Below are 26,146 nucleotides of genomic sequence, written 5' to 3'. Positions count from 1 at the left end.
TGTGAAGCTTCAATAGGTTGTATCGATGGTTCATCCGGACTGAGTCTGGGAGACTGGAAGTCGCCAAACACCCAACCTTCCAGGAACCCAGCCGGATGAACACCCATAAGAATGCCCGACTCACTTTCGCGCGTCGACTTGAGATGGTTCAGGAGATCACCGAATTCGGTTCGAGTGTGCAGCAGGCCGCAGCCGATCATGGCGTGACAGCGCCGACCGTGCGTAAATGGCTGGGCCGCTATTTGGTCGGTGGTGCACCAGCGCTGGCTGATGCCTCGTCGCGCCCGGCCCGCTCCCCGCGTTCAATCGCCCCGGCGACGGCCTTGCTGATCGTGGAATTGCGCCAGCAGCGCTTGCTGCAGCGTCAGATCGCCCGACAGGCAGGCGTGTCTGCTTCGACCGTCAGCCGCGTACTGGCGCGTGCTGGGCTATCCCGGTTGAGCGACCTGCAACCGCGCGAACCCGTTCAGCGCTACGAACACGAGGCGCCAGGCGATTTGCTGCACATCGACATCAAGAAGCTCGGTCGAATCGCGCGTCCTGGCCATCGTGTCACCGGTAATCGGCGCGATACGGTGGACGGTGTGGGTTGGGAGTACCTCTTTGTCGCCGTGGATGACCACGCCCGGGTTGCCTTCACGGCGATGCATCCCGACGAGACGAAACGTAGTGCTGTGCAGTTCCTGCGTGACGCCGTTGCGTGGTACGCCGGGTTCGGCGTGCGTGTGCGCCGGTTACTGACGGACAACGGTTCGGCGTTCCGTTCGCACGAATTTGCTCGGGCCTGCCAGGAACTGGGTATCCGACACAAATTTACGCGGGCGTATCGTCCGCAGACCAACGGTAAAGCTGAACGCTTCATCCAGTCGGCTTTACGTGAGTGGGCCTATGCATGGACGTACCAAAGCTCGGCTCATCGCATCGAAGCCTTGGCGAGTTGGCAGCATCACTACAACTGGCATCGAGCTCATAGCGCCATCGGCGGCATTGCGCCGATGGCGAGACTTCCTGCGTCGAGAAACAACCTCTTGACGCTTCACAGCTAGACGGTGCCACGCTGCCGCAGCTCGCGCGTAGACCGGAACGTCACGACGCCCTATGGAGCTTCCCAACCATTCTTTGCAAACGTGGCAAAGCGACTACCAACCCGATTAACCCGTCGCACACAAACAGTCAGATGCCATCGGCCGTCTCCTTCCGTGACATTTTATTTAAGTTGCAGGAATGGTCAGAAAACAATTACCCCGATCAGAAAAACATCAGATATATATCACGCATTCAATATTCGTTATTTTGATGGAGCGGACAAACTGTTTTGCGAGGCGGAAATTTTTCACACTCCGTCGGCTCGGCCAGGAAACATTGACTGATCGGAGGTTTTCAGCGGTTCAAATCACGAGTCGTCCGGCAAGACGCCGCTTGCGAACATGGCAATCTGGTCATCGCTGGCCAGAAGGTCATCCTGGAGATCGACTCGCTGGACGACCAGGCCGACTCCAGAATCGGTACGAATGTCGCGCAGAAGCTGGTCGACGACGGCGTCGTGGCCGTGATCGGCCACCTGAACTCCGGCGTGTCCATCCCCGCGTCCAAGATCTACCGCGACAACGGCGTCACCCAGATCACGCCGGGCTCCACCAATCCTCAGTACACGCTGCAAGGCTACAAGACCGCCTTCCGCGTGATCGGCACCGACGCCCAGCAGGGCCCCGCCCTCGCGAAGTACGCCAAGAGCCAGAAGGTCAAGACGGTCGCCATCGTCGACGACGCGACGGCCTACGGCCAGGGTCTTGCGGACCAGTTCGAGAAGACCGCCAAGGCCGAAGGCATCCAGGTGCTATCGCGCGATGCGACCAACGACAAGGCCACCGACTTCAAGGCCATCCTGACCAAGATCAAGGCCGAACGCCCCGACGCCATCATGTACGGCGGCGAGGACGCCACCGGCGGCCCCTTCGCCAAGCAGGCCATGCAGTTGGCGCTCCGCGCCAGGATCCTGGCGGGCGACGGCGTCTGCACGACCGACCTGGCCCGGCTGGCCGGCGACGCCGCCGACAATCTGGTCTGCTCGGTCGCCGGCGGCGATCTGTCCGCGATGACGGGCAGCGCCGCGTTCGCCAAGGAACTGAAGGCCGTGTACGGTCACGATCCGGTGGTCTACTCGCCGGTTGCGTACAGCGCCGTCTACGTGATCGTCGATGCGATGAAACGCGCCAACTCGGTCACGCGCGCCGGCATCCTGTCCGCCATGCCCACGACCAATCTGAACACGCTGATTGGCAATATCCGGTTCGACGAGCACGGCGACCTGAAGGACAGCACCATCTCTCTCTACAAATACGTGAAAGGCAAGCGGACGCTGCTGGAGGTCGAGAAGATGTGAACGAAGCGGGGCCGACGCGGGAGCCGCCAGGCCCCCGCGTCAGCCCCGCACCAGATGGACTTTTGCTGAACGCGCCGAATAGCTGCGGGGCGCCGATCAGCGCCCGGTCTTTCCGCTGCGATTGGCACGACCCAGCTCGGCTATGAGCCGAATGCGTGCCTTCGACGCGTTCAGACCGTCATAACCTGCCGTGGTCAGGCCGAGGCCGTGGGCGCGATCGTACGCATACTTGGTGACGGCTGGATTGACCCGGAAGCCATGCGCGCAGCGCGTCGACAGCACGACAGGGATATGCGTCGCGGCTTCGCTCAGTAGCCTCTCCGACTGCGCCGAGAAGCCCCCTGCACCCTTGCCTGCCACAACAATACCGTCGAGTTCGGAGATATCCGGGAAGCCCACGAGCGACCCGAAGGTCTCCATGACGATCGCAACGCGGGCGCCGAGGTCGGATACATCGAGTTCCGCGTAACTGTCGTCACCGGCGCCCGAACCTGTGAGCGTAACGATGTCGGCCTCGATGGAGCCGCGGATCGCCGTTTCAGGTCCGAAGGGCTGAATGGCCTGCGGCCATACCTTGACGATCGAGGCAGGATCGAAAATCCGTCCCGCGAAGGCCACGACGGCGCTCGCCCCCCTCGGCATCGCGCGCGCCAGATTGGCGGCATCCGTCAGATTGCGCGGACCATCGGCATTGGCATTGCCGCCGGGGATCGCCGCACCGGTCAGAACGACAGGCCGGTCGCGATCAAAAAGCAGCGCGGCGGCATAGGCGACATCTTCCATTGCGTCGGTGCCGCAACACATGACGAACGCTTCGCTGTCGCGATCCTGCCGCATCACATCACGCGCCCGGCAAATTGACGCGAAAGTCAGGTCGCAGCTATCGACAGGATCGACGTCATGTCCGATCCAGTCTGCCTGACCGCTCAAGACGATCAGATCGCGTGCCAGTAAACGCTCGATCGTCCCATCACTCCGGTAGCTTTCCGTGATGGTGCCGCCGCAATTCAGGAGTCCGATTTTCATGGAGGCTGGCCTTTAGACAGGAGTGCCGCTCATTTCCGAGTACATCTCCGCGATGGCTTCGGCGTTCTTGATACCCGTGCCCGTCAGCAGGACAACCGTTTCCTCTCGCGCCCGAATCGCCCCCAGCTGGATGAGCCGGTCAAATCCTGCCACCGCGGTTGCCGAAGTCAGTTCCGGCAGAAGGCCCAGTCGCGCAATCCGCCTGAGCGCATCGACGATCGCTTCTTCTTCCACGGCCACGGTCGTGCCACCCGTCTCCCTGACGGCATTGACCACTTGCGTCAGCCTCAAAGGATGGGCGATGGCCGTCCCCTCGGAGACCGTCTTTCGAACCTCGCGCGCAACGGGTGTCGTGACGCCCGCGTGGAAGCTGGCATCGATCGGAGAGCAGTTCAATGGCTGGCAAACGAAGAGCCGCGGCATTTTGTCAATCTGGCCCGCGCGCATCAGTTCCGAGAACGCCAGATAACAGCCGAGTACATTGCTGCCTGCGCCCGCGGGCATGACGATGTTGTCCGGCGCCTGGAAGTCGAGGTCTTCCCAGATCTCGTAACCGATCGACTTGGTCCCTTCGAGGAAAAACGGCTGCCAATTGTGGCTGGCGTAGAAGATGCTCGCGGACTGCCGGACGGCTTCGTCCTCACACGCCTGTCGAGGCCCGTCGACCAGTTGTACCTCTGCCCCATAGGCGCGCATCTGCGCGATCTTCGCGGGCGACGCGTAGGCGGGCGCCAGAATTTTCACGCGCATCGCGCCTGCAGCGCCATACGCCGCCACCGACGCGCCGCCGTTGCCCGAACTGTCCTCCAGAACGGCCGTGATCCCTTGCTGCCGCAACATCGAGAGCATCACCGTCGTGCCGCGATCCTTGAAGCTGCTTGTGGGGCTGAACCACTCCAGCTTGAAATGCGGCCGGTGGTCGCCCCACGTCTTCTGAACCAGCGGTGTGCACCCTTCCCCCATGGAGATGGGGGACACGATCTCGACCGGAAGCGACGCGCGATAGCGCCATTGGGAGCGAAGGTGCCGGTCGATGTCGTCCCGGGAAATGCCAGCGAGCGGCGAGATCAGGAGCGGCCTGCGGTCGTCCGAACACCACCGAGGCGTGTCCAACGGATAGGTAGTGCCGCTGAGCGGCTCAATATAGTGCGATTTCACGTTTTCCGACTCCGCTTTGGCACATACCCGATCGCCGCAGAAGCAACACGATCATGGCTATGACGTTGGGGTAAAACACGCGGCCCGCGCGCTGTCCGTGCAGTGCGAACGCCTCGCGCATCACCGCGATCACGTCGTCCGGTACCGAGCAATGGATCGACGACAGGCTCGTCGACGAGCAGTAGCGTGACTTCATTTGACATTGCCATACGCCGTTGCGCACGAGACGCCGAGGTAGACGCCCAGTTCGGTCGCAGGCTGCCCGACTTCCCGATCCGACAGATTGTTGTGGATCGCGAGCACCGCGTGCTCCGGGTCGAGGAGGTCATGGACCACGACCTCGGTAAATGGGGCGAAGGTCCGGGCCAGCCCTTCGGCGACCTGTTTGATCTGCCCTAGCAGGCGCTGCTGTTCGGGAGTCTTCTTCGGCATGCTGGGTCCAGTGGTGTTCCTTGGCATGCCGGGTAGTTTGGCTATTTCTAGACGTTTTGTCAAACTAACAACAATTCGTCTAGATTAAAATCCCGAGCATGGTTCGGCAAGAAGCCCAACGCCTGATGGCCTCAAAGTGCGCCGGCATTCAAGGTCTTTGGGGGCATCCCGTCTGCTGACCACACGGGCAGTTCATAGCCATCGGGATCAGTAAAGTGGAAGCGCAGGCCGCCAGGCCATAGAAGACCTTGCTTCGCGTAACGTTGCTAACATTCGATTCCATGTTGCCAATCTGGCGGCCTTTCCCTCGAATGCTCGTCCGTGCCACTTTCCTTGGTGTTTGTCGAGAAGCAACGATATGGGCCGTAACACCCATGACGACGTGGCGGTTCTTAAGATGTTCGTTTCCGGACCGTTAAGCGGCATCCACAGCAATCCGTAAAAAGCGCTCTCCTCATGCCCCCGAGAATCGTTCGTTTTGCCCCGCTGCTGGCGCTCGCCGCCGCCCCCATCGCTCACGCCGCCGACAGCCAGGCTTGCGGCGACGACACCGTAACGGCCATCGCCCGCTGGGCCAGCATCGCGAGCGCACGCATCGCCACGCGCGACGCGGACCGGCTCGTCGTCGCGTCGTCGTGCAAAGCCATGCCGAACGCGCCCGAAACGACGATCGCGGCCGTCGCGTTCGATTCGCTGCCGAAGAGCAAGAACCCGGACGAAAGCAAAAAGCTGCAGGTTGTCGCACTCGTCGAGGGCGGCAAGGTCGTGGCGGCCGATCGGTCGGTGATTGAAGAGGATGCAGCGACGGAGATCGGCGAGAACAGCTATCGGATCGACACGGCGCCGTACCGGTTGACGCCCGACGTGCGTGCGTTCGGCGTCGTGTTTACCAGCAGCGCACGCGGGCCGAGTTGCCCGGATGCCAACGCCACTGAAGAGTTGACGCTGTGGGTGCGCGAAGGCAGCCGTATCCGCCCGGTGTTCGGCACGAATCTGTACGGCTGGGTCAGCGTCGAAGGCGACGCCTGCGGCCCCGGTGCAGGCGATGCGCGCAGCGAGGAGGCACGCATGACGATCGCCGTCGAGAAAACGTCGAGCCACGGCTTCGCCGACCTCTCGATCACGGCGCACATCACGCAGACGCAGCGCAAGAACGGTGATTACTCGGATACGGGCAAGCGCACGGCGCGCACGATCGTCCACTACGACGGCAAGTCCTATGGAATCGACATGTTCCGGAACTTCTGGTATTCGCCGGCCGCGATGAAACGCTTCAAGTAATGGCGCGGGCGTGATGCCGCCCCGCCCGCCTACTCCACCACCTTCGCCCCGATCGCATCGGTCGGCGCCGGCATCCGCAACGCGTCGTCCCGCACGTGTCGCGCCTCACGCGCCGTATACCGATCCTTCAGCCGCAGGAACGGTTTTTCGACGAAGAAATAGCTGGCGGTCGCGGCCATCAACGCCCAAACGATGCCGAGCGGAAACTCGTGCGGCACAGGCAATCGCGGGTTCGCAAAAGGCTGCTGCCACAGATACAGGCTGAACGAAATCGTGCCGACGAACACGACCGGCCTGGCGCGCAACCAGCGCGCGCACCAGAACTCGCCGCGGAAATTCAGCACGACGATCACGATCGCGATCAGCGCGGCTTCGAGCGTCACGCCATACGTCGCATTCCAGAAGCCGCCGAGCCTGTGTTCGGCGAGCGGCATCCCGAGCAGCACGATGAAGACAAGCGCCGTCACGATGCGCGCCTCGCCGCGCCACGAGCCGATCCACGCTTCGAGCCGTTCGCGGTTGAGCGACGCATAGCAGCCGATCAGGATCGGATCGATACCCGTATGCAGCATCATCCCGAGTTGTCCGCGCAGCGCGGGCGCGAGGAAATACGTGGTCGCACGCACCAGCGGCACGACCAGGATCAGCGCGGCCAGCCAGCGCGTGCCGGCGCGGCGGATGCCGAACACGAACAGCAGCGGCCAGAACCAGTAGAACTGCTCCTCGAGCGCGAGCGACCAGAAATGGCCGAGGTACCACGCGCCGTCCGGATGCAGCGCGTTGTCGCCGGTCAGCCCGAACCACGCCGAGTAATTCCACAGGTGCAGCGCCGCATAGAGCCACTGCCGGCGGTCGACGTCGAACCCGCCGGCGAACGCGACGATCGCCACCACCGCGAGATACACGTAGCAGGCCGGCCAGATCCGCAGCGCACGGCGCACGTAGAACGACGTCAGCGCGATGCCGCCCGTGCGCGCGAATTCGGCGCGCAGCACGTTGGTGATCAGGAAACCGCTCAGCACGAAGAAGATCAGCACGCCGAGCCGGCCGTCGGCGATCAGCCGCAACGGCGCGTACCAGCCGGTATAGCCGCCGGGCAGCACATGCTCGGCATGACCGACGACGACCATCGCGACCGCGACGGCGCGCAACCCGGTCAACTGCGTGACGCGATGGTTCATCGGCTGGTTTCCGTTGGCACGGTGAAGGAGCGGGAATGGGCCGGCGTCCGATCAGCCCGCCGACCTGTCGCCGGATTTTGTATGAAAAATATCGGAATGAAATTGCTTCAAAAATCCGCGTGACTCACACCGCCGGCGACGCCGCTTCCCGGCGGGTCAACGTCCGGCGCGACGAATGGGCATAATGACAAACCTTGTCCGGCGGCGGCCGGTCCGATGCCCACGCAACGACTTTTGCGGCGCAACAATCTCCGCAGCACCGTACCCGCCCGCACACCGGTCCGCGCCTCGTCCGCCTCCTGTCGACCCTCACCCGGAGTCTGCCTGTGTATCCACCGATCGAACCTTACGCCCACGGCCACCTCGACACCGGCGACGGCCATCGCATCTATTGGGAGCGCTGCGGCAACCCGGCCGGCAAGCCCGCCGTGTTCCTGCACGGCGGCCCCGGCGCCGGCTGCGGTCCCGACCATCGCCGCCTGTTCGATCCCGAGCGCTACGACATCCTGCTGTTCGACCAGCGCGGCTGCGGGCGCTCGACGCCGCACGCGAGCCTCGAGAACAACACGACGTGGGATCTGGTCGCCGATATCGAACGCCTGCGCGAGATGGTCGGCGCCGAGCAATGGCTGGTGTTCGGCGGCTCGTGGGGCAGCGCGCTGGCGATCGCGTACGCGGAGACGCACCCGGAACGCGTGAGCGCGCTGATCGTGCGCGGCATCTTCACGATGCGTCGCGCGGAACTGCTGTGGTACTACCAGGATGGCGCGTCGTGGCTGTTCCCCGATCACTGGGAAGACTTCCTCGCGCCGATTCCGGAAGCCGAGCGCGGCGACCTGATGGCCGCCTACCATCGTCGGCTGACCGGCGACGACGAAGCCGCGAAGCTCGAAGCCGCGCGCGCGTGGAGCATCTGGGAGGGCCGCACGATCACGCTGCTGCCCGATCCCGCGCTCGCCGCACACTTCGCGGACGGCCACTATGCGCTCGCGTTCGCGCGGATCGAAAACCACTACTTCGTGAACAAGGGCTTCGTCGAGGAAGGCCAGTTGCTGCGCGACGCGCATCGTCTCGCCGGCATCCCTGGCGTGATCGTGCAGGGCCGCTACGACATCGCGACGCCGGCGCGCACCGCGTGGGAGTTGTCGAAGGCGTGGCCGGACGCCACGTTCGAAATCGTGTCCGGGGCCGGACACGCGTACAACGAGCCGGGGATTCTGGAAGCGCTGGTCGCGGCGACGGACCGGTTCGCCGCCTGAGCGACGTCACGCGACGCGACGCGTGTTGCCGTGCCTGCCGGCACGCGCACGCGCCGCCCCATCACAACGCGGCTTCGACGATCGTCCGGCCGCTGATCGCCCGCTCGACGAGCTGTTCGTCGCCGACCTTGCGGATCGCATCGTCGAGCAGCCCTTCCGGTTCTTCGGTCGCCACCTTCAGCAGGCCCGACAGTCCGCGCGCGTCGAGCACCACCAGCGTTTCCATCGAATCCGCCCGGCTCACGAGCACGCGGCGGAATGCCGGGCCCGCGCCGAAGCTCGCACAAAGCTCGATCTTCTCGTTGCCGAGCGTGTAGTCGAAGTTCTTGATCATGTCCGCCGCCGTTGCATGGAAATGGCGCCGCGCGACGGCGCGGCGCCGTGACGTCGACGCACCCGCGCGTGCCGCCGGCGCGCCGGATGGGTCCGGATCGTTCGCCGACATCACCATGCTAGGCGTGCAGTATTAACGAAGACTTAAAGCGCGTGAGCCCCGCCCGGCGGTACCCTCAAGCCGCATCGAGCGGCTCGACCGTCACGCCGACCTTCAGCTCCTGATCCGCGCCGCCGCCGCGGATCACGCCACGCAGCGGCGTCACGTCGGCATAATCGCGGCCGACCGACAGCATCACGTAGTCGTCGCCGGGCGCACGGTCGTTGGTGGGATCGAGTTGCAGCCATCCGTTGTCCTCGGGCCACGCGGGGTCGTAAACCTCGACCCACGCATGCGACGCGTCGGCGCCGATCAGCCGCGGCTGCCCGGGCGGCGGCTGCGTGAGCAGGTAGCCGCTGACGTAACGCGCGGCCAGCCCGAGCGAGCGCAGCGCGCCGATCATCACATGCGCGAAATCCTGGCACACGCCCTTGCGCAACCGCAGCGCGTCGAGCGCCGACGTCGTGATGTCGGTGCTGTTCGGCGTGTACGCGAAATCGGCATGCACGCGCCGCATCAGGTCCCACGCCGCCTGCACGAGCGGCCGTTGCGGCGTGAAGCTCGCGGCCGCATACGCAGCGAGTTCGGGATCGCACGCGACGTGCGGCGACGCGAACACGAACTCGCTCGCCGGGTCGTAAGGCTGCCCCGCGCGGAACCGCAGGCGGTCGCGCACGGCCTCCCATGCGGTGGCATGCGCGGCGTCCGGGTTCGCGATCGCAGGCGGCGGCGCGCCGCGCGCGCCGAGCGACCACACGGGCGGCGTCACGCGCACGGTGCTACGGCTGCGTACCAGCAGCGCGTCGTGCGGCAGGTTCAGCGCGAACGACGCCCGCGCATTGCCGAACGCATCGACTTCGGTGCACACCGATTCCGGCGCGGGCTCGATGTCGAGCGAGAACGACAGCACCTGCTGGCGCGGCGTCGCGAGCGGTTGCAAGCGTGCCTGGTGCTGCGCGGATTCGACGCGCGCCGCGTAACGGTATTCGGTGTCGTGGGTGACACGCAGCAACCGGCCCGGCGCGACGGCGGCCGGCGCACCCGTTGCGGCCGGAGCCGACGGCGGCGCCTGCCGTGCGTTGCCGGCGCCGGCCGGTGTTTTCGGTGCGCCTTTCGTCGTCACCATAGCGTCCTGCCCGCCTCGCGCACGTGGCTGAAATAGCGCTCGCCGATCCGGTTCGACAGCTCCCAGACGGCCTTCACCGTCGTGTCGAGCGCGGCGAGCAGCTTGTCGTGCCGGCCGTCTTCGGCGGTCTCGCACAGCTCGTGCAGCGACCACGCGGGGATGTCCGGAACCGTCTCGGCCAGCTCGGACAGCGCATAGCCTTCGCCGTGCTCGACCTTCGTCAGCCGGCCGCGCAGCGCCTGCACGACCCAGCCGAGCGAGCGCGGGTTGTCGGTATCGAGCACGACGAGCGACAGCAGCGGCGCGACGTCGAAGCCGCGCTGGAACCGCGAGCGGAACGTGATCGTGCTGTCGAACAGTTCGAGCACGAGTTCGAAGCCGTCCTGCCGATGCACGGCGCCTTCGTCGAACGCGAACTTCAGTACGCTGCACAGGAAGTCGAGCCGGTCGATCTGCCGGCCGATCGACAGCAGTCGCCAGCCGTCGTCGCGCGTCATGTTGTCGGTCTGCGCACCGGTGATCGCGCCGAGCAGCAGGCCGACGCGTTCCAGCAGTTGCAGCGCCTCGTTGCCGATCTGCTCCTCCGCTTCCGGCTGCCCCGCGCTGTCCGCGAACAGTTGGGTCGCGTCGTCGATCAGCCGCCACTGATCGCTCGACAGCCGCTCGCGGATCGCCGCGGCGGCACCGCGCATGCCGAACAGGCACGATGCGATCCCGGACGTGCGATCGGCGCCGCGCGTCAGCGACGTCGCCAGCTCATGCTGGAACGCGCGCGGCGCATCGACGGCGTGCGGCGCGTCGGCCGCGATCAGCCCGGTGTCCCGGCACAACGTGTCGATCAGTTCCAGATGCGCGGGACTGTCGACGTCGTCTTCGCCGCGCAGCCGTTCGAGCGCGGCGCGCGCGAGGCGCATCAGGTTGGTCGCGCGCTCGGTGTAGCGGCCGAGCCAGAACAGGTTCTCGGCCGCCCGGCTCGCGATCGCACGCGGCCGCTCGACGAGGTCGTCGGGGCCGAGATGCGTCTGCAGCAGCGTCGTCGAATCGACGATGCCCTCGGTCATCACCCACGTGTCGACGGTGCTGCCGCCGCGCGGCATCGGCGCGTTGAACAGCGTATCGCGCGTGCCGACCCGCGACAGTCCGCCCGGCAGAAGCCGCCAGCGCTGCGCGCCGTCGGCGAGCGCGAACACGCGCAGCAGCAGCGGCTTCGGCACGATGCGCGCGCTGTCGTTGCCGTCGGACGCGTCGGACCGCGGCCAGGTCGGCGCCTGCGACAGCGGCAGGTCGGCCTGCACCGTGTAGTGTTCGGGCTGCGCGACAATCCGCGCGCGCCATTCCGCCAGTTGCGCCTGCGTGAGCCGCGCGCCGATCACCGGTTCGAATGCACCGCCTTCCTGCACGTCGGGTGGATAGGATGCCTTCACGATGCCGCGCGCGAGCTGCGGCAGCGCGTCGTCGCACGCGGCCGCCTCGCCGCACCACCACGAATGCACGGCCGGCAGCGTCAGCGTTTCGCCGAGCAGCGCTTCCGCGAGACGCGGCATGAAGCCGAGCATCGCCGGCGACTCGAGGAAGCCCGAGCCCGGCGCGTTCGCGAGCAGCACGTTGCCCGCGCGCACGGCCTGCAACAGCCCCGGCACGCCGAGCATCGAATCGGGCCGCAGTTCGAGCGGATCCAGCCACGCATCGTCGACGCGCCGCAGGATGCCGTGCACCGGTTCGAGTCCGCTCAGCGTCTTCAGGAACACGCGGTTGTCGCGCGCGGTCAGGTCGCCGCCTTCAACGAGCGTAAGGCCGAGATAGCGCGCGAGATACGCATGCTCGAAATAGGTCGCGCTGTGCGGCCCCGGCGTCAGCAGCACGATCCGCGAATTCTTCGCAGCGGGGCTGAGCGACTGCATGCTCTGCAGCAGCGCGCGGTACGCGGACGCAAGCCGTTGCACGCGCAACCCGCGAAACCCGCGCGGAAAGAGCCGCGACACGATCAGCCGGTTCTCGAGCAGGTAGCCGAGGCCGGACGGGCCCTGCGTGTGCTGCGCGACGATCCGCCATTGGCCGTCCGGGCCGCGCGCGAGATCGAATGCAACGACGTGCAGCCACGTATCGCCCGGCACGTGCGCGCCGCGCATCGCACGCAGATAGCCGGGGTGGCCGGTGACGAGCGCGGGCGGCAGCAGCCCGCGCTCCAGGATCGTCTGCGGCCCGTACAGGTCGGCCAGCGTCGCGTTGAGCAGCCGCACGCGCTGCAGCACGCCGCGCTCGATCCCGACCCAGTCCTCGGGCGTGACGATCAGCGGCAGCAGGTCGAGCGACCACGGGCCGACCGCGCCGTCGCCGGCGCGCTGCTCGTGCAATTGGTAGAACAGGCCGTTCTCGCGCATGCGGCGGTGCAGCGCGTCGGCGCGGCGGTCGAGGTCGGCCACGCCGTCGCTGCCGATCGACGTGAAGAAGCTGCGCCACGCGGGCGCGAGCGCAGGCGCGTGCAGGCCGGCCGCGCTGCCGCGCAGTTCGTCGTAGCGGCCGGCGGCGGCCGGCGCCGCGAGCGCGGCGGCCAGTTCGGCGGCGTCCGGCTGCGCGCCGGTATCGAAAAGCGTGGGCATCGCGTCGAGGGCGGCGAGATGGTCGAGGTCAATGGGCGGCACGATGTCGTTCCGTCGTCAGGGTGCGGCCGCGCATACGCGCCGCCATTCAGGCGGCAAGCCGCAGTGCGGAACCGCATTCTGCCCGCATCCTAGCATTCCGGCGGGGCCGCGACCGGCCGATGCGCCGGGAGGTCGCGAATCGCGCATCGTCGTCCGCCCCGTCATCGATCGATCACGGCCGCCGCAAGTCGAGCGTGAACGGGAATTCGCGGCTCGGCGCGGCAGCCGCGACGTCCATCCGCCCCGGCGTATGCCCGATCTCGACGAAGCGTGCGAGCCGGCGGCTCTCCGCTTCGTACGCATTGATCGGGAACGTCGCGTAGTTGCGCCCGCCCGGATGCGCGACGTGATACCGGCAGCCGCCGAGCGAGCGTTGCAGCCACGTATCGACGATGTCGAACGTGAGCGGCGCGTGCACGCCGATGGTCGGATGCAGCGCCGACGGCGGCGACCACGCCTTGTAGCGCACGCCCGCGACGTATTCGCCGACGGTGCCGGTCGGCTGCAGCGGCAACGCGCGGCCGTTGACGGTCACGACGTGCCGGTTGTCGTTCAGCCCCGTGACGCGCACTTCGAGCCGTTCGACCGACGAATCGACGTAGCGCACCGTGCCGCCGGGCGCGCCCTCCTCGCCCATCACGTGCCACGGTTCCAGCGCGCCGCGCAGCGACAGTTCCATCCCGTTCACCGCGATCTGCCCGAACAGCGGGAAGCGGAATTCGAAGTGCGGGGCGAACCACGCCGGATCGAACGCGAAACCGGCGTCGCGCAGCTCGGCCAGCACGTCGTCGAAATCCATCTGAAGAAATTCCGGCAGCATGAAGCGATCGTGCAGTGCGGTGCCCCAGCGCGTGAGCGGCGTCGTGTACGGCGCGGCCCAGAAGCGCGCGACCAGCGCGCGCAGCAACAGTTGCTGCACGATGCTCATCCGCGCATGCGGCGGCATCTCGAACGCGCGCAGTTCGAGCAGGCCGAGCCGGCCGGTGGACGAATCGGGCGAATACAGCTTGTCGATGCAGAACTCGCTGCGGTGCGTGTTGCCCGTCACGTCGATCAGCAGGTTGCGCAGCACGCGGTCGACGAGCCACGGCGGCATGTCCTGCCCGAACAGCAGCTTGTTGCGCTGGATCTCCGCGAACGCGATGTCGAGCTCGTAGAGCTGGTCGTTGCGCGCCTCGTCGACACGCGGCGCCTGGCTCGTCGGCCCGATGAACAGCCCCGAGAACAGGTACGACAGCGACGGATGGTTGTGCCAGTACGCGATCAGGCTCGCGAGCAGATCGGGGCGGCGCAGGAACGGGCTGTCGGCCGGCGTCGCGCCGCCGAGCACGAAGTGGTTGCCGCCGCCCGTGCCGACGTGCCGCCCGTCGACCATGAACTTCTCGCTGCACAACCGCGATTGCCACGCGGCGTCGTACAGGAATTCGGTGTGGTCGACGAGCTCGTCGAAGCTCGCGGCCGGATGGATGTTCACCTCGATCACGCCGGGATCGGGCGTCACCTGCAGCAGCTTCAGCCGTGCGTCGCGCGGCGGCGGATAGCCTTCGAGCACGAGCTTCACGCCGAGTGCGTGCGCCGTGAGCTCGATCGCGCCGAGCAGGTCGAGATAATCCTCGAGCGCGGCGAGGGGCGGCATGAACAGGTACAGGATGCCGTTGCGCACTTCGACGCACAGCGCGGTGCGCGTGATCCATGCGGCCGATTCGAAGCGCTCGGGCCGGCGATGCGGGTCCGCGGCGCCCGGTCGGCCGTGCGCGGCCGTACCGTCGTCGCGCCACTGCATCACGGTCTGCGCGGACGCTTCGCGATGCACGCCGGCCAGATAGCGCGGCGCGTCGGCCGGGCCCGCGTAACGGGCGCGAATGGCGGCGGCGTCCGGCAATACGTCGCGCGGCGCGAACGGATCGCGCTCGACCAGGTACGGATGGTCGGCGCGGGCCGCCCACGGCAGCGAATCGAGCGGCAGCCGATAGCCCATCGGCGAATCGCCGGGCACGAGATACATCCGCTCGTCGCGGAAGAACCACGGGCCCGTCTGCCAGCGCGGGCCGTCGAGGCTCGGCTCGCCGTCCGTACGCTTGACCGGCAGCACGTAGCCGACCACGCTGTCGAGCTGCTGCTCGAACACCTTGCGCAGCCGCGCGCGCTCGAGCTCGTCGTCGAGGCGCGCATCGAACGGATCGACGTTGACGGGCAGCCGGCGCTCGCGCCACAGGTAATACCAGACGTCCTCGTAGCCGGGCTGGATGAATTCGCCGCTCAGGTTCAGCCGCGCGGCGAGCGCATCGATGAAGCGCTTCGCGTCGTCGGTGGTGTACGACGACGGCTCGCGCTCGTCGGCGAACAACGACGGATCGTGCCACACGGGCTGGCCGTCCGCGCGCCAGAAGATCGACAACGCCCAGCGCGGCAACTGCTCGCCCGGGTACCACTTGCCCTGCCCGAAATGCAGGAAGCCGCCGTCGCCGTATTCGGCGCGCAGCCGCTGCACGAGTTCGGTCGCGTAGCCGCGCTTGGTCGGGCCGAGCGCATCGGTGTTCCACTCGGCGCCGTCTCGATCGTCGATCGACACGAAGGTCGGCTCGCCGCCCTGCGTGAGCCGCACGTCGCCGGCAGCCAGCGCGCCGTCGACCTGCGTGCCGAGCGCGAGCACGGCCTCCCACTGCGATTCGGAATACGGCTTCGTCACGCGCGGCGATTCGTACACGCGCGTCACGCTCATCTCGTGCTCGAACGACACCTCGCACTCGTCGATCAGCCCTTCGACCGGCGCGGCGCTCGTCGGCTGCGGCGTGCACGCGAGCGGAATGTGCCCTTCCCCGGCGAGCAGCCCCGACGTCGGATCGAAGCCGATCCAGCCGGCGCCCGGCAGGTAGACCTCGCACCATGCATGCAGGTCGGTGAAATCGACCGACGTGCCGCTCGGGCCGTCGAGCGATTTCACGTCGGGGGTCAGCTGGATCAGGTAGCCCGACACGAAGCGCGCGGCGATGCCGAGATGGCGGCACAGCTGCACGAGCAGCCACGCGCTGTCGCGGCACGAGCCGGACGCGAGTTCGAGCGTCTGCGCGGGCGTCTGCACGCCCGGCTCCATCCGCACCAGATAACCGATGTCGCGCTGAAGCTGCTGGTTCAGCGCGACGAGGAAGTTCGTGGTGCCGGCCGGCGTGCGGTCGACGCCGTCGAGATACGCGCGAAACAGCGGCGCGGCGCTCGTCTGCGGGTCGCATGCGAGATACGGCGCGAGTTCGGTCTTCAGCGCGTCGTCATAGCTGAACGGGTATTGCTCCGCGCTGGCTTCGAGAAAGAAGTCGAACGGGTTGTACACCGACATCTCGGCGACGAGATCGATCGTGATCTCGAAGTGCTCGGTGCGCTCCGGAAACACGAGCCGCGCGAGATAGTTCGAGAACGGATCCTGCTGCCAGTTGATGAAGTGCTGCGCGGGCTCGACCGTCATCGAATACGCGAGGATCGGCGTCCGGCAATGCGGCGCGGGCCGCAGTCGCACGACCTGCGGGCCGAGGTTGACGAGCCGGTCATAGCGATAGCGGGTGGTGTGATGCAGCGCGACGTGGATGGACATGGGAGCTCGAGTCGGGTTGGGCCGGCCGCGCACGCCGCGTCGTTTGCGACGCGGCGGCCCGGCATGGCGGATGCGGCGAAGGCGCGCCGCGGGTCAGACGAGTTCCGGCGTCTGCACGACGCTGATCTCGACGCCGACGGCCGTCGCGCCGAGCCCCGTCACCGGCTGCGCGTCGCGATGGTCGAGGCCGACCGCGATGCGCACGTAGCGTTCGTCCGGGCAACGGTTCATGAACGGGTCGAAACCGACCCAGCCGAGCCCTTCGACATAGGCCTCGGCCCATGCATGGCCGGCCGGCTGCTGCATCAGCGCCGTGGCTTGCGGCTGCGCGCCGAGCGCCGCGTGCGGCTGCCCCTGGGATTGCGACTGCGATTGCCCTTGCGACTGCGATTGCGCGGCATGCGATGCACCGAGCACCTGCTGCATCCCGTCGCCGCTCTGCAGCGCGAGCACTTCCTCGTCCTCGACGTCGACCCCATTCTGCTTCGCATCGGCGATACGCTGCATCGCGCTGTCGGCCAGCACGTAGCCCGAGATGTAGCGCGCGGGGATCTTCAGCACGCGGGCGGCCGCGATGAACGCGTGCGCATGGTCACGGCTCGTGCCCTCGCCGCTTTGCAGCGCGGTTTCCGCATCGACGGGCGCGTCGGCGGCCAGGTTCGGCGCGTACGCGATGCGGCCGTGCACTTCCGTCATCAGCCAGTGCAAAGCGTCGAGGCCGTGCGGCTCGATCGGCAGCGCGTCGGTCAGCGCGCGCACGGTGTCGCCGGCCTTCGTGAGCGCTGTTTCGCGCTCGAAGATCCACGGCGGCGCATAGCCTTCAGGATTCCCGATAATGCCCGAGCGGTCCTGCGTCTCGACGACGCCGGCCGCCACGACGACGATCTCGGCCTTCGCGCCGCGATCGTGGCGCACGAGGTCGATCCGGTTGCCGAGCCCGTCGGCGTAAGACAGCGTCGGCTCGACGCCGTCGATCGTGACCTGCCACGCGCGCACCGTCTGCCCGGGGCCCGACTGCGGGCGCAGCCGCAACCGTTGCAGCGCGTGGGTGGCCTGATCGTCGAACTGATAACGCGAAATGTGTCGGATGGCGAGTCGCATGGCAAGTCTCAGTCGAAGTTGTAAGCCTGGGCGATTTCGAGCCCGAGGCTGTTGTTGCGGCCGATGAAGTCGGTCAGGAACTCGTGCAGGCCGCTCTTGAAGATCCGCTCGACCGACGTATCGGACAGCATTTGCAGGATCTTCGTGGCCGTGTCGTGACATGGGTGTGTCACGCCGTAATCCTTCGCGAGCAGATTCAGGCTCGACACGACGCGTCCGTAGCAATAACGCAGCGAACGCGGCATGCGGCCGTTCAGGATCAGATAGTCGGCAATGTTCAGCGGCTTGTACTGCACGTCGTACACCCAGCGGTACGAGCGATGCGCGGCCACGCAGCGCAGGATCGTCTCCCATTGGTAGTTGTCGAGGATCGTGCCGACGTGCGATACCGACGGCAGCAGCAGGTGGTATTTCACGTCGATGATCCGCGCGGTGTTGTCCGCGCGTTCGATGAATGCGCCGATCTGCGCGAAATCGAAGATCTCGTTGCGCAGCATCGTGCTGTAGAAGCTGCCGAGGATCAGCGCGGTTTCGCGCTTGACTTCGTCGAGCACGGCCGGCAGTTCGCTTTCCGGCACCGGCTGCGCCAACGCGCGGCGCAGCGCGAGCCACGCACCGTTCACGCTTTCCCATGCCTCTCGCGTCAATGCCGTGCGCACCATCCGCGCGTTCGAGCGCGCGGCCTCGATGCACGACAGCACGCTCGACGGGTTGTCGCGGTCGCGCAGCAGGTAATCGGTCACCGTATCGGCCGCATACGCGTCGTATTTCTCCCGATAGCCGTCGTCCGCGCCCGAGCTGACGAGCACCGACGACCATTCGGCCGGCGCGTCGGCCGTGCGCGTGAGCGCCATCCGCAGCCCGGCATCGACGATGCGCGCGATATTCTCCGCGCGCTCGATATAGCGGTACATCCAGTAGAGACCGCTTGCAGTACGTCCCAGAAGCATCTCGTGTCCACTCCGTCTTCGTTCGGTTCGCGCGCCGGCTCCGGCGCGCGCGGTCGTGCGCGGCTCAGTCGGCCAGCACCCAGGTGTCCTTGGTGCCGCCGCCCTGGCTCGAGTTGACGACGAGCGATCCTTCCTTCAGCGCGACGCGCGTGAGCCCGCCCGGCGTGATGCGGATCCGGTCCGACACCAGCACGAACGGCCGCAGGTCGACGTGGCGCGGCGCGAGGCCGGCGTCGGTCAGGATCGGCGTCGTGGACAGCGCGAGCGTCGGTTGCGCGATGTAGTTCGCGGGACGGGCGCGCAGCTTCGCGGAAAACGCGTCGAGTTCGGCCTTCGACGCGCACGGCCCGACCAGCATTCCGTAGCCGCCCGAGCCGTGCACTTCCTTCACGACCAGTTCGTCGAGATGCGCGAGCACGTACTTCAGGCTGTCGGCCTCGCCGCAGCGCCAGGTCGGCACGTTCTCCAGCAGCGCCTTGCGGCCCGTGTAGAACTCGACGATCTCCGGCATGTACGAGTAGATCGCCTTGTCGTCGGCGATGCCGGTGCCGGGCGCGTTCGCGATCGTGATGTTGCCCGCGCGGTACACGTCCATGATGCCGGCCACGCCGAGCACCGAATCCGGGCGGAACGTGAGCGGATCGAGGAATGCGTCGTCGACGCGGCGGTACAGCACGTCGATCGGCTGGAAGCCTTCGGTCGTGCGCATCGCGACGCGCCCGTCGATCACCTGCAGGTCGCTGCCCTCGACGAGGTGCACGCCCATTTGATCGGCGAGGAACGAATGCTCGTAGTACGCGGAATTGTGGATGCCGGGCGTGAGCACCGCGATGGTCGGGTTGTCGGCGTTGCCGCCCGGCGGGCACACGGCCGCGAGCGACTGGCGCAGCATCTGCGGATAGGTTTCGACCGGACGCACCTTCACCTGCTGGAACAGCTCGGGGAAGAGCTGCATCATCGTCTCGCGGTTTTCCAGCATGTACGACACGCCGGACGGCGTGCGCGCGTTGTCCTCCAGCACGTAGAACGCGTTCTCGCCGGTGCGCACGATGTCGACGCCGATGATGTGCGTGTAAACGTTGCCGGGCGGCCGGAAATCGATCATCTCCGGGATGAACGCCTCGTTGTGCGCGATCAGGTGCTTCGGCACGATGCCCGCGCGCACGATTTCCTGGCGGTGGTAGATGTCGTCGAGGAACGCGTTCAGCGCCATCACGCGCTGCTCGATGCCGAGCGACAGCCGGCTCCATTCCGAACCCGAGATGATGCGCGGGACGATATCGAACGGAATCAGCCGCTCGGCGGCTTCCGCGTCGCCGTAGACGGCGAACGTGATGCCTGTCTTGCGGAACACGCCTTCCGCGTCGTGGGCCTTCTGGGCGAGGCTCGCAGGATCCTGCGTGTCGAGCCATTGTTTCAGGCGCGCGTAAGGCGCCCTCACCATGTCGCCGGATTGCAGCATTTCATCGAATGGCTTCATCGATCTTCTCTCCATCGATCGTTTTCCCCGGCATTGCGCATGCCGGACCGGCGTACTGATTGCTTTGCAAGGAACGTGCCTTGCTCGATCCCTTCGATATCCCCTGTTTTGCGCCCCGCAGGCACGCCTGCGCGACATTGCGCACCATAACGGTGCAACGCCGGGCGCGACGGGCGCTCGCGGTGCGCCACGAGCGCGCACGGCCGATGCTGCACCGCGTCCGACGAACATAGTTCCCCCGCGTGTCACGAATGTGCAATCTGCACTGCACCAAAAACGGCGAGCCGGGCCCCCGGAACGACCGTGAACGGGGCGGGCCGGCACGCACACGGCGCAGCCGGCCCTGGGGAAGCGCCGTCCGGGCGGCCGGGACAGTCCGACGCGGTGAACTGTCCGGTTAACCGGTCCGGCCCCTCAACGCTATGCAGCCGTAATCCCGCCGACAACGCCCATGCATATTTCGACTGACACCGATCGAAAAAAAACATCGGCCCGACCGGCGCGATGCGCGGTACGCTAGAACGTTGGTGCAGCAGACGGCGCCGCCTTTCAGGCGCCCGACTATAAAAAGCGAAGATCGAAATGGAAGCAAAGTGGCTGGAAGATTTCCTGAGCCTGGCGGATACCAAGAGCTTTTCCCGGGCCGCGCGTCACCGGCACCTGACGCAGTCGGCGTTCAGCAGACGAATCGCCGCCCTCGAAACCTGGATGGACGCGAAGCTGGTGGACCGGAGCATCAACCCGGTCGCGCTGACGCCCGCCGGCCAGATGTTCCGCGGGCTCGCCGCGGACATCCTGCGCAGCATGTATGCGGCGCGCAATCTCGTGAACGGCTACGACCAGTTCGCGGCGAGCGATCAGGTCGTGCGCTTCGCCGTCGCGCACACGCTCGTGTTCACGCTGTTTCCCGAATGGCTCAAGCAGCTCAATAGCGAGGTCGGCCACGTCACTGCCCGCGTCAATGCGGTGAACGTGCCGGAGGGCGTGCAGCAACTGGTCGAAGGCGAATGCGACCTGCTGCTCGGCTATCACCACCCGCAGTTGCCGATCGTGCTCGATCCGAACCACTTCCCGTTCGTCAGCCTCGGCGTCGAGCGGATCCTGCCCGTGTCGTCGCCCGACGCGCGCGGCAAGCCGGTGTTCCAGCTGCCCGGCACGCCCGACGCGCCGCTGCCGCTGCTCGCGTATTCGTCGGGCGCGTTTCTCGGCAACATCGTCGAGATGCTGCTGCTGAATGCGACCGAGCCGTACGTGCTGCACCGCTGTTTCGAGACGCACATGTCCGAGGCGCTGAAAGGCATGGTCGTGGCCGGGCACGGCATCGGCTGGCTGCCGGAAAGCTGTGTCGCGAAGGAACTCGCGGACGGCACGCTCGTATGCGCGGGCACCGGCGACTGGATCACCGAGCTCGAAATCCGCCTGTATCGGTCGGCGCGCAAGCGCGGGCTCGCGGCCGAACAGCTGTGGGCCTACATCATGAACCGGCCGCGCACGGCGCTCGACGGCGCGATCGGCACTGAAGAGGCGGCCGCGCCGGCGATGCGCAGCGCGCGGCGAAGCGCGGGCGGCAGCCGCTGACCACGCATTCGCGCCGTGACCATCCACGGCGCGAATGCGCGTTGTTTCGATAGCAATCAATAATCCCGTCCGACTCCATGAAATCCCGCGCCGACTTGTAATCGGTCTGGAGAAAAGCGCAAACGTTTGCGAATTCACATCGTATTTTTTACTGTTTTCTGTATTAAGTAAGAATATTCGGACTGATTTTCAAGACAGAAATACCTTGTTACACAAGTTTCGATTTACCTGTAACTGCCGGAATGATCAAAAACGTCGCACCCTCATTTCGCAATCCGCGGCCTGTATGCCGACCCTCATCGATTCGCCTCGAATACAGGCGCAATAGTTTCTTTTATCAGTCGTTATTTTTCGGCACGAAAGTCGATACCTCCGACGTGATTCAAAGCGTGCTCGATCATCGCTACCGATGAGCAATTTTCATGTTCGGAAGTCTCGACTTTATTCATAATTAAGAAATCCTCACCAATTCGTCATTATCCTATTTAGATAGGATCTTTTCCTTCGTCCCATTCGGGCCACACGCGGTTGTTGGTTCAAAAACCATCGTGTATCAATACCATGTCGCAAAAAGAACGTTGGCAAATTCGACTCGGCGTCGATGCGCGTCATCGCGTCCGGACGGGAGATTGCAATGTCACCCTCGCTTCGACAGCAGGCTCGCCCTTTCCTCGGCGTCGTGCTTTCCACGCTCTGCATGAACGCCATGGCCCAGACACCGCCGGCCCCGTCGCCGGGGTCCGGGCCGGGGGCGAACCGGTACGTGATTTCGTATATCTGCGGTGACGCGCGGATCGACGGTACCGCACCGCTTCCGCCTGACGGACGCCCGTACAACCTGGGCGTGTCTTTCCTGTCGGAGAGCACCGGGCAGCCGCTCTCCAACGTACAGGTGCGCCTGCGCCGGCATGGGCGCGTGCTCGTCGAATTCAATGCATCGGGATCGCGCTGCCTGTTCAGCGTGCCGGACGCGAGCTACCGGGTCGAAGGGACCTATCAGGGAGCAACCCAGTTCGCGATCGTCGAGACGGGCACGCTCACGACACAGTTGCGATGGTGAGCGTCGCGCCGATCGCGTCATTCGTCGAACGTATCGAATCAAGGAGCCTTGAATGCCCCGTGCAGAACGACCGGACGACTCGCCCGCCCGCGAGCCGAAACCCTCGTGGGGTCCGGGAAAGAATGCGGCGCTCAGCGTCGCCGCATTTGCCGCGATCTTCGGCGCCTTCGCGTATGTCGAGCGAGACGCGAGGATCGGCCACGCGAGCGTGGCGCACGATATCGCCGGCGTGATCGAAAACGCGGCCGGCAAGTACCGCCAGTTCATCGTGGCGGCGACGGGCGGCGCGTCCGGCACCGCAGTGCCCGCGAGCTCGACGGCGCCTGCCGGCCCGACGGCGACGCTCGCGCAGGCCGGGCCGGTTCCGCCGTCCGCATCGACGACGCCGGCCGTGTCGGCCGCAGCCGAACCGCCCGTACCGCCGCAAACGACGACGGCCCGCTCCGACGTGAAACCCATGCGCCCCGCGCATGCGCCGGCGACGAAGCTCGCGGCCGAGCCGCACGCCGCGTCGACCGCCAAGCGCACGGCGCGCGCCGCCGACGCGCACCGGACGTCCCGTTCGCAGGCGCTGGCGCGCACGAGAAAACACCCCGACCCCGTGCCGAAACAGCAACCGCAATCGTATCTCGCCGGCACGTCTCGCATGGAAGCGACCAGCGTCACGCACGATGAGCTGGAAGGCGCCCGCGCGCTGGCCAAGGCGCGCTGGTGCGCACAGATCGACGAATGGAGCTGTGTGGAGCAAAACGCGAGCCGTGCACTCGCCATCGACCCGAAGAACAGCGAATCGCGCGCGCTGCTTGGACAAGCGATCCGCAACCGCTTGTGAGCCGGCCGGATGCCGCCGGGCCTTGCCGCCCGGCGGCATGACGGCCGGCGACGCGCGCCGTCGGGCGTGCAACCGATGTGATCGTTTAAAAAGTGAGGAGACACCGTGGCTAACAATCGTCAACAACAATGCACCACCGTCGTTCCGCCGACCCGGCGGATCCTCCTGCATGCGCCGCTGCTGTGCCTGCTCGTCGCGTCCGGCCCGGGTCTTGCCGCCGAAGGCGATGCGCAGCCGCAGGTCGCCCAGGGTTCCGGTACGCAGCCCCCTCAAGCGCCGACGCCGATCGCGCTGGCGTCGGATACGTCGATGCAGATCGCGCAGGGATCGAACCCGGCGATGCCGACCACGGTCGTGGTGGACCCCGATGCGGCGCAGCCGAACGGGCCATCGTCGAATGCGCCAATGCTGCTTGCGCAGGCATTCATCGACGCCGCGCCGCCGGATACGTCGGCACCACACGCGCAAACGTCGGATGCACCGCAGCCGCTCGCCCAAACCGCGACCACCGCACCGCCCACGCCGCCCACGCCGCCCGCTACGCCGACGCTCACCGCGCAGGCATCCGGCACACCGATGCCGAATTCGCCCACGCCCATGACCCAGCCCGCCGGCGCCGAGCCGCCGTCGTCCCCGCAACCGAATTCACAGTCACCCGGCGCGCAGCTTCCCGGCGAGCCGATCCAGCGATCGCAAGGGCCCGACGTCCAGGCGCCCAATGCGCAGGCGCCGAATCTGCGCACCGCCGACGTCGCGACGGTCCGCAACGACGTGTTCGGCCTCGCGGCGAGCGGCGGCGCGGTCAAGGCGCTCGACGAAGCGAAGGCCCGGCCCGATGCGTTCTCCGCGGTCGACATCGCGCAACTCGAAGAACTGTCGATTCGCCAGCAGGTGCGCGGCGGACGCGACAAGTCTCGCTCGATGACGAGTTCGGACCGCTTCGACGGGCTCGACAACGCGCTGCGCGCGGCCGACGACCTCGACAAGCGGATGCCGGCCACACCCGAGTACACGCCGGTCCGCACGGCGCTCGCGGGCGATCGGGTCGTCGCCCTTGCGGCACGCGGCGACATGAAGCCGGCCGTCGCGACGTTCGAGACGATTCCGTCGAACGCGGAGATCTCGATCGACGCGCTGGCGGCCGTCGGCGACGCCTACCTGTACCTGAGCGAGCCGGGCAAGGCGAACGCCGTCTACGCGCGTGCGCTGCAGCAGGCGACCGCGTCGCCGACGGATCGCGCGACCCGCGGCTTCCAGTACGGCGCCCGCACGCAGCCGATCGAGCTGCGCGAAGGGCTGTTCTGGTCGTACGTCGACCAGGCGCGTGCGCCCGAAGCGAAGCAGGTGCTCGACGACATGGAGAAGTCGCTGCCGCCGGTCAAGCAGGTGACCAACGTCGGTCCCGGAGAAAGCGACTATCTGCGCTACTACCGGCTGCGCGCGCAGTACCTCATCTTCACCGGACACGTCGACCAGGGGATCGCGGCGCTCGAAGAGCTCGAGAAGCAGGTGCCGTTCAACGCGGAGATCCGCGCCGCGCACGCCGACGCCGTATCGGGCCAGTCGCATCCGCGCCAGGCGATCTCGATGTATCGCGCGTCGCTGACCGATCACCCGGACAGCGTCGAGATGCTCGCGGGCCTCGGCCGCGCGTCGCTCGTGGCGGACGACTACGCGACCGCGAAGACCGTCGACCAGACCCTCGGCAACACGTTCCCGGACAGCGGCGCCGTGCGCGGCTTCAAGCGCGACTACAAAGCGTACCGCAGCCCGGTGTTCACGACCGACCTGAGCTTCGAGCACGGCAACAGCGCACTGGCCAACAACAGCTTCACGTCGGACAGCTATGTGTATTCGCAACCATTCGGCGACAACTGGCGCGTGTTTTCGCACACGTTCTACGGTTTCGCGCAGACCGACGACGGCAACCTCAGCCGCACGCGCACGGGCATCGGCGGCGACTACCGGCACGGGCCGCTCACGGTGCTGGGCGAAGTCACGCGCTCGATGGGCGGGGACGGCCGAACCGGCGGCCGCGGGACGATCGCGTACGCGCTGAACGACTACTGGACGGTCAGCGCCGGGCTCGACACCAACGACAACTCGCTGCCGTGGAAGGCGTATGCCGCGCACATCTGGGGCCGCTCCGCGAACGTCGAGGTCGTGTATCGCCAGAACGACCGACGCCAGATCAGGCTGAGCTACGGCGTCAGCCGCTACAGCGATTCGAACTTCCACCAGGAGATCGCGGCGACCGCCACGCAGCGCGTGTACACGGCCGCGAACCAGCTCGTCAACGTCTCGCTGAACCTCGGTACCGACAGCAACACGCGCCGGGACGCGCCCTACTTCAGCCCCGGTCGCGACTACGCGGCCGCCGCGACCGTGATGCATCAGCTGACGCTGTTCAAGAAGGGGGACGTGGGGCTGCAACAGCGCGTGTCGGTGTCGGGCGGCGTGTACAACGAGCGCGGCTTCGGCACCAGCCCGCTGTGGAGCGCGCGCCTCGAGCACGCGTGGACGTTCAAGCACGACATCACGCTGAGCTACGGCGTCGAGGTCAGCAGTCACGCATACGACGGCCAGCGCGAGCGCTCCGAAACCGGCTTCCTGTCGCTCAACCTTCCGTTCTAGCAAG

General features: G+C 66.6%; 18 protein-coding genes and 2 pseudogenes. 8 read left to right on the top strand and 12 right to left on the bottom strand.

Annotated elements, in window-relative coordinates:
* Positions 1–95 precede the first annotated feature (95 nt).
* Complete coding sequence (locus HWX55_RS07305) at positions 96–1,046, top strand: IS481 family transposase (RefSeq protein WP_062911004.1); 951 nt, start codon at positions 96–98, stop codon at positions 1,044–1,046.
* A gap of 389 nt (positions 1,047–1,435) precedes the next feature.
* Positions 1,436–2,383: pseudogene (locus HWX55_RS07300) on the top strand (branched-chain amino acid ABC transporter substrate-binding protein); the annotation flags it as partial.
* A 96-nt stretch (positions 2,384–2,479) separates the two neighbouring features.
* Here the strand turns inward: HWX55_RS07300 and HWX55_RS07295 are convergent.
* The 4 genes and pseudogenes from HWX55_RS07295 to HWX55_RS07280 form a co-directional block, all read right to left on the bottom strand.
* On the bottom strand, positions 2,480–3,409 hold the full coding sequence (locus HWX55_RS07295) for an asparaginase domain-containing protein (protein WP_175975076.1): 930 nt from the start codon (positions 3,407–3,409) through the stop codon (positions 2,480–2,482).
* A gap of 12 nt (positions 3,410–3,421) precedes the next feature.
* Positions 3,422–4,567: a threonine synthase gene (locus tag HWX55_RS07290; protein WP_175975074.1), complete on the bottom strand. Its 1,146-nt coding sequence runs from the start codon at positions 4,565–4,567 to the stop codon at positions 3,422–3,424.
* Positions 4,548–4,763 (bottom strand): hypothetical protein, encoded by a 216-nt coding sequence (locus HWX55_RS36050; RefSeq protein ID WP_244140515.1) that lies wholly within the window; start codon positions 4,761–4,763, stop codon positions 4,548–4,550. The genes HWX55_RS07290 and HWX55_RS36050 overlap by 20 nt, the downstream gene beginning before the upstream one ends.
* A gap of 41 nt (positions 4,764–4,804) precedes the next feature.
* Positions 4,805–4,999 (bottom strand): annotated as a pseudogene (locus tag HWX55_RS07280) (PAS domain-containing protein); the annotation flags it as partial.
* Positions 5,000–5,455: 456 nt separating this feature from the next.
* Here HWX55_RS07280 and HWX55_RS07275 point away from each other — a divergent pair.
* On the top strand, positions 5,456–6,280 hold the full coding sequence (locus HWX55_RS07275) for a multidrug ABC transporter ATPase (protein WP_175975073.1): 825 nt from the start codon (positions 5,456–5,458) through the stop codon (positions 6,278–6,280).
* Between the two features lie 29 nt (positions 6,281–6,309).
* Here HWX55_RS07275 and HWX55_RS07270 read toward each other — a convergent pair whose 3' ends face one another.
* Positions 6,310–7,461 carry an acyltransferase gene (locus HWX55_RS07270; RefSeq protein ID WP_175975071.1) on the bottom strand — a complete coding sequence of 384 codons (1,152 nt, stop codon included), beginning with the start codon at positions 7,459–7,461 and terminating at the stop codon, positions 6,310–6,312.
* Between the two features lie 326 nt (positions 7,462–7,787).
* Here HWX55_RS07270 and pip point away from each other — a divergent pair, with 326 nt between their 5' ends.
* On the top strand, positions 7,788–8,720 hold the full coding sequence (gene pip, locus HWX55_RS07265; protein WP_175975069.1) for a prolyl aminopeptidase: 933 nt from the start codon (positions 7,788–7,790) through the stop codon (positions 8,718–8,720).
* Between the two features lie 61 nt (positions 8,721–8,781).
* Here the strand turns inward: pip and HWX55_RS07260 are convergent, their stop codons facing one another.
* The 7 genes from HWX55_RS07260 to HWX55_RS07230 all read right to left on the bottom strand — a co-directional run bounded on the left by HWX55_RS07260 (position 8,782) and on the right by HWX55_RS07230 (position 20,038).
* Positions 8,782–9,054, bottom strand: coding sequence for a hypothetical protein (locus tag HWX55_RS07260; protein ID WP_050010750.1), 273 nt, complete (start codon positions 9,052–9,054; stop codon positions 8,782–8,784).
* A 175-nt stretch (positions 9,055–9,229) separates the two neighbouring features.
* A complete protein-coding gene (locus HWX55_RS07255; RefSeq protein WP_175975067.1) occupies positions 9,230–10,279 on the bottom strand; it encodes a transglutaminase family protein in 1,050 nt (349 codons plus the stop codon).
* Positions 10,273–12,879 carry a circularly permuted type 2 ATP-grasp protein gene (locus HWX55_RS07250; protein ID WP_175975104.1) on the bottom strand — a complete coding sequence of 869 codons (2,607 nt, stop codon included), beginning with the start codon at positions 12,877–12,879 and terminating at the stop codon, positions 10,273–10,275. The genes HWX55_RS07255 and HWX55_RS07250 overlap by 7 nt, the downstream gene beginning before the upstream one ends.
* A gap of 214 nt (positions 12,880–13,093) precedes the next feature.
* Positions 13,094–16,507: a transglutaminase family protein gene (locus HWX55_RS07245; RefSeq protein WP_175975065.1), complete on the bottom strand. Its 3,414-nt coding sequence runs from the start codon at positions 16,505–16,507 to the stop codon at positions 13,094–13,096.
* A 93-nt stretch (positions 16,508–16,600) separates the two neighbouring features.
* Positions 16,601–17,608: a transglutaminase family protein gene (locus tag HWX55_RS07240; RefSeq protein ID WP_175975063.1), complete on the bottom strand. Its 1,008-nt coding sequence runs from the start codon at positions 17,606–17,608 to the stop codon at positions 16,601–16,603.
* Between the two features lie 8 nt (positions 17,609–17,616).
* Positions 17,617–18,558 (bottom strand): alpha-E domain-containing protein, encoded by a 942-nt coding sequence (locus HWX55_RS07235; RefSeq protein ID WP_175975061.1) that lies wholly within the window; start codon positions 18,556–18,558, stop codon positions 17,617–17,619.
* Positions 18,559–18,622: 64 nt separating this feature from the next.
* Positions 18,623–20,038, bottom strand: coding sequence for a circularly permuted type 2 ATP-grasp protein (locus tag HWX55_RS07230; protein WP_175975059.1), 1,416 nt, complete (start codon positions 20,036–20,038; stop codon positions 18,623–18,625).
* Positions 20,039–20,620: 582 nt separating this feature from the next.
* Here HWX55_RS07230 and HWX55_RS07225 point away from each other — a divergent pair.
* The 4 genes from HWX55_RS07225 (at position 20,621) to pgaA (ending at position 26,142) form a co-directional block, all read left to right on the top strand.
* Entirely contained in the window at positions 20,621–21,616 is a 996-nt protein-coding gene (locus HWX55_RS07225) for a LysR substrate-binding domain-containing protein (protein ID WP_175975058.1), read from the top strand.
* 634 nt (positions 21,617–22,250) lie between these two features.
* Positions 22,251–22,676: a hypothetical protein gene (locus HWX55_RS07220; RefSeq protein ID WP_175975056.1), complete on the top strand. Its 426-nt coding sequence runs from the start codon at positions 22,251–22,253 to the stop codon at positions 22,674–22,676.
* A gap of 52 nt (positions 22,677–22,728) precedes the next feature.
* Positions 22,729–23,508: a hypothetical protein gene (locus HWX55_RS07215; protein WP_175975044.1), complete on the top strand. Its 780-nt coding sequence runs from the start codon at positions 22,729–22,731 to the stop codon at positions 23,506–23,508.
* Positions 23,509–23,613: 105 nt separating this feature from the next.
* Entirely contained in the window at positions 23,614–26,142 is a 2,529-nt protein-coding gene (gene pgaA / locus HWX55_RS07210) for a poly-beta-1,6 N-acetyl-D-glucosamine export porin PgaA (protein WP_175975041.1), read from the top strand.
* The last annotated feature ends 4 nt before the right edge of the window (positions 26,143–26,146 follow it).

The sequence above is a fragment of the Burkholderia sp. BCC1047 genome (assembly GCF_902833155.1).
Classification (GTDB): domain Bacteria; phylum Pseudomonadota; class Gammaproteobacteria; order Burkholderiales; family Burkholderiaceae; genus Burkholderia; species Burkholderia sola.
This window is presented reverse-complemented; position numbering and strand designations above follow the sequence as displayed.